At 61.2% G+C, this 3,817-nt stretch carries 4 protein-coding genes; all 4 read right to left on the reverse strand.

Features of this window, described 5'->3' with window-relative positions; all coding sequences use genetic code 11:
- Positions 1-870 (reverse strand): Tat pathway signal protein (locus tag ABI213_RS11465; protein WP_348027155.1); only part of this gene is annotated, 870 nt, incomplete at its 3' end.
- A gap of 15 nt (positions 871-885) precedes the next feature.
- Entirely contained in the window at positions 886-1,920 is a 1,035-nt protein-coding gene (locus tag ABI213_RS11470; RefSeq protein WP_348027157.1) for a zinc-dependent alcohol dehydrogenase, read from the reverse strand.
- Positions 1,921-1,944: 24 nt separating this feature from the next.
- The gene (locus ABI213_RS11475) at positions 1,945-3,405 is read right to left on the reverse strand and encodes an NAD(P)(+) transhydrogenase (Re/Si-specific) subunit beta (protein WP_348027159.1); all 1,461 of its coding nucleotides are present in this window, start codon (positions 3,403-3,405) and stop codon (positions 1,945-1,947) included.
- Between the two features lie 10 nt (positions 3,406-3,415).
- Positions 3,416-3,760 carry an NAD(P) transhydrogenase subunit alpha gene (locus tag ABI213_RS11480; RefSeq protein ID WP_348027161.1) on the reverse strand — a complete coding sequence of 115 codons (345 nt, stop codon included), beginning with the start codon at positions 3,758-3,760 and terminating at the stop codon, positions 3,416-3,418.
- Positions 3,761-3,817: the final 57 nt, after the last annotated feature.

Raw genomic sequence — 3,817 nt, forward strand, 5'->3', positions numbered from 1 at the left:
GTTGGCATCAGAGACGAAGACGGCCATGCCCGAAGAACTGCGTACCTGCTTGGCGTATTTGTCGTTTTCATGGCCGGCTGTCATGAGCAAAGGCATGAGCCGCGATCCCAGCCAATGGGGCAGCGTGGGGTTGCCAGAAGCGGCTGAGAACAAGCCATCACCCGCGGTCAAAGCATCGTGGGCATTGAAGCGCATCCAGGACCCAAGCTCCGCCACAAAGGCGGGATCGCCGATCTGCATCGTGTTGCCACGGGTGACGTATTCCAATATCGCCTCAGTTTGCGGTCTGCTGGTGAACAGCATGGGCCGCACTCCTTGGCCGGTTCCCGCTTGCTCCAGCAGCCTCAAGGCCCCAGCAGACACCGCACGACCGTCGTATTCAGCCCGGGTAGATTGGCGTAGCGGAATGGCCTCAAAAAGAGGATTCTGCAGAGCACGCGTAGCTGTTAGATCGACCCGGATAGCACCGCTGGTCTCCTGAAACGCCACCTCACCATGCAAACCCACCGCCAGGGCAGCCTGCACCAGATTCTCTGCAGCGCAGCCAAGGCTCACGTAGAGGTGGTGGTCATCCGGGTCCACCGCTGGGCAGCGCCGCAACATGTCCGGCAAGATGGTGATGCTGCCTTCGCCCAGCTTGAATATCCAACACTGGGTGTTATGGCTGGACGGAGCCAGCGTGGCGTAGCGCACCAGTTCATACAACGGGAAACCGCCTACCTGGAGGCGCACCGGCAAAGGCCTCCTGACATCTTGCACGGCAGCCGCGTACCCGCTGTCACCTCCAGTGCAGGCCAGCGTCGCAGCAGTGGCCGTACCCGATACGAGGAATGAGCGCCGGTTCGACATGCCATGCTCCGGGTCAGCCATCCAGCATCTGCAGGCTCAGCGGTGGGAAAAATCCAGCACGACCCGCGAAGGTACTTGCCCGTGGGCCAGCCGTTTGAAGACATCATTAATGGCCGACAGCGGCTGCAATTCAAAATCCGCCTTCACTTTGCCATCGGCGGCAAACGCCAAGGCTTCGGCCATATCGCGGCGGTTGCCTACGAACGAGCCGCGAATGGTGATGCAGTTGGCTACTACGTCGAATAGCGGAGTTGGAAACTCCCCAGGCGGCAGGCCGACCAGCACGCAGGTGCCAAACTTGCGCGTCATGCCAACGCCTTGTTTGAAGGCGGCCAACGATGGCGCAGTGATCAGCACCCCGTGGGCACCGCCACCGGTGGCTTTGACAACCTCGGCAACCGCATCACCGTGCAAGGCATTGACGGTTGCATCGGCGCCGAGCCGCTTGGCGTGGGCGAGCTTGCCGTCATCGACGTCCACCGCGCAGACGTGCAGCCCCATGGCCTTGGCGTACTGGATGCCGAGATGGCCCAGGCCACCCACACCTGAAATCACGACCCATTCGCCTGGCTTGGCCTGGGTCTCTTTGATACCTTTGTAAGAAGTAATGCCAGCGCAGATCAAGGGCGCAGCTGCATCGGCGGCCAGACCGGCCGGTATGTGGGCCACATAGTTGGGGTCGGCAACGATGTACTCGGCAAAGCCACCGTTCTTGGTATAGCCGCCAAACTGGGCTTCGGCACATACGGGTTCACGCGCGGCAAGGCAGTACTCGCAATGCCCGCAAGCGGAATACAGCCAAGGCACACCCACGCGGTCGCCCTCCTTGACTGCGGTCACACCCGCGCCCAGCGCAACGACCAGGCCGATGCCTTCGTGGCCCGGGGTAAAGGGCAGTGATGGTTTAACCGGCCAGTCGCCGTTGGCGGCGTGCAGGTCGGTGTGGCACACGCCGCAGGCCTCGGTTTTGACCAGAATCTGGCCCGGCCCAGGGGTGGGTATAGCCAGCTCCCTCAAGGCCAGGGGTTTGCCGAATTGTTCGACGACGGCGGCTTGCATGGTACGGGTCATAGTGTTGTCCTTGGTTGAGTGAAACTAGGCTGCAGCGGAGAGACCCAGGCCTCGCACTGCTTCGATCATCTGGACCAGCATGGTCTGGGCATCGCCGTAGACCATGTTGCAGTTGTTGCCATAAAACAGCGTGTTGGCGATGCCTGCGTAGCCCTTGCCTTCGCCACGCTTGATGACGAAAACCTGCTTGGCCTGGTCAACATTGAGGATAGGCATGCCGAATATGGGCGAAGCTTTGTCGGTGCGCGCGGCGGGGTTCACCACGTCATTCGCCCCGATGACCAGCGCCACATCGGTGGTTTTGAAATCGTCGTTGATGTCTTCCAGCTGAAAGATCATGTCGTAGGGCACACCGGCCTCTGCCAGCAACACATCCATCTGACCAGGCATACGGCCCGCCACGGGATGCACCGCAAACCTGACCGACACACCAGCGGCCTGCAGCAGCTTGACGAATTCAAACAGCTTTCCCTGGCCTTGGGCCACGGCCAAGCCGTAGCCCGGCACGATAACGACCGATGTGGCGTAGCGCATGGCGATGCCTGCGTCACCGGCTTGCATGGGCTTGAGCTCGCCCTGGATCTTGCCCGCCTTGTGCTTGGACACATTGCCAAAATTGCTGAACACTACGTTCGCCACCGAGCGGTTCATGGCCCGCCCCATGAGCAGTGTCAGCAGCAACCCGGCCGCGCCCACCACCATGCCCGCCACCATCAGTGCCGGGCTCTGCAGCACAAAGCCTTCGAGCCCGACCGCCAGGCCAGTGAAGGCATTGAAGATGGAGATCACCACTGGCATGTCGGCACCGCCGATGGGCAGCGTCATCAAAATACCCAGAGCCAGTGCGCAGCCAAAGAACAGGTAGACGGCAACTGGTGTTGCCAGCAACAGCGGAGCCGTGTCTGCACGGGCAATCGCAATGTAGACACCGATGGCCAGGGTAAGAACCAGCACCAGCGCGTTGAACGCCTGCTGCCCCTTCAACCGCAATGGCTGGTTGATCACACCGTCCAGCTTGGCCCAGGCGATGAGCGAGCCCGATAGCGAGACCGCACCGATCAGCGCGCCCAATAAGGTCACGATAAGGGTGGTCAAACCATGTCCCTTGTCCGCCAGCAACTCCGCGGCGGCGATGGCTGCTGCCGCACCACCGCCCATGCCGTTGTAGAGCGCCACCATCTGCGGCATGGCGGTCATGGCCACCGTGCGCCCGCTCCACCAGGCGATACCGCCTCCGATGCATAGTGCCAGCAGTGCCAATGCAATGTTGGTCACCAGATACGGCTGCGCCGCGGCACTGACGCCAAAGGCATGCAGGAAACTGGCGGCAATCGCCACGGCCATTCCTACACCGGCGACAAAGATGCCTGACGCCGCAGTGACAGGAGATGCCATGCGGTGCAAGCCGTAGAGGAACATCAATGCAGCAGTGAGGTCGGCGGCAACAATGCCAAGTTGGGCAAGCTGAAGGACAAAGATAGGCATGGTGCGGATCTCAGTGTTTCTTCACAGGCAGGCGTTTGACCTTGCCGTGGGCTGCGGCGTGGCCGCTGGTCTTGAACATGGCCAGCATGCGGTCTGTCACTGCATAGCCACCCGCTGCATTGCCCGCGCCCAGTAGCACCGCCACAAAGCCCAGCACTTGCTCTTGTACGGAGCTCGCATTCAATAGCGCGTAGATACCGCCTACCGCCACAATCCCGTGCACGAAGTTCGAGCCCGACATCAGGGGTGTGTGCAGAATGGCCGGCACCCGGCCAATGATCACCCAGCCCGCAAAGGCTGCGAGCAGAAAGATATACAGGGCGACGAAGCCGGAAATGCCGATGGAGAAAGTCATAAAGGAGTCCTGTTACGGCTCATGCCAATGCGTGCTGTGGAATGCCCAGCGATTTGT

This window comes from Rhodoferax sp., assembly GCF_039922535.1.
Classification (GTDB): Bacteria; Pseudomonadota; Gammaproteobacteria; order Burkholderiales; family Burkholderiaceae_C; genus Rhodoferax_B.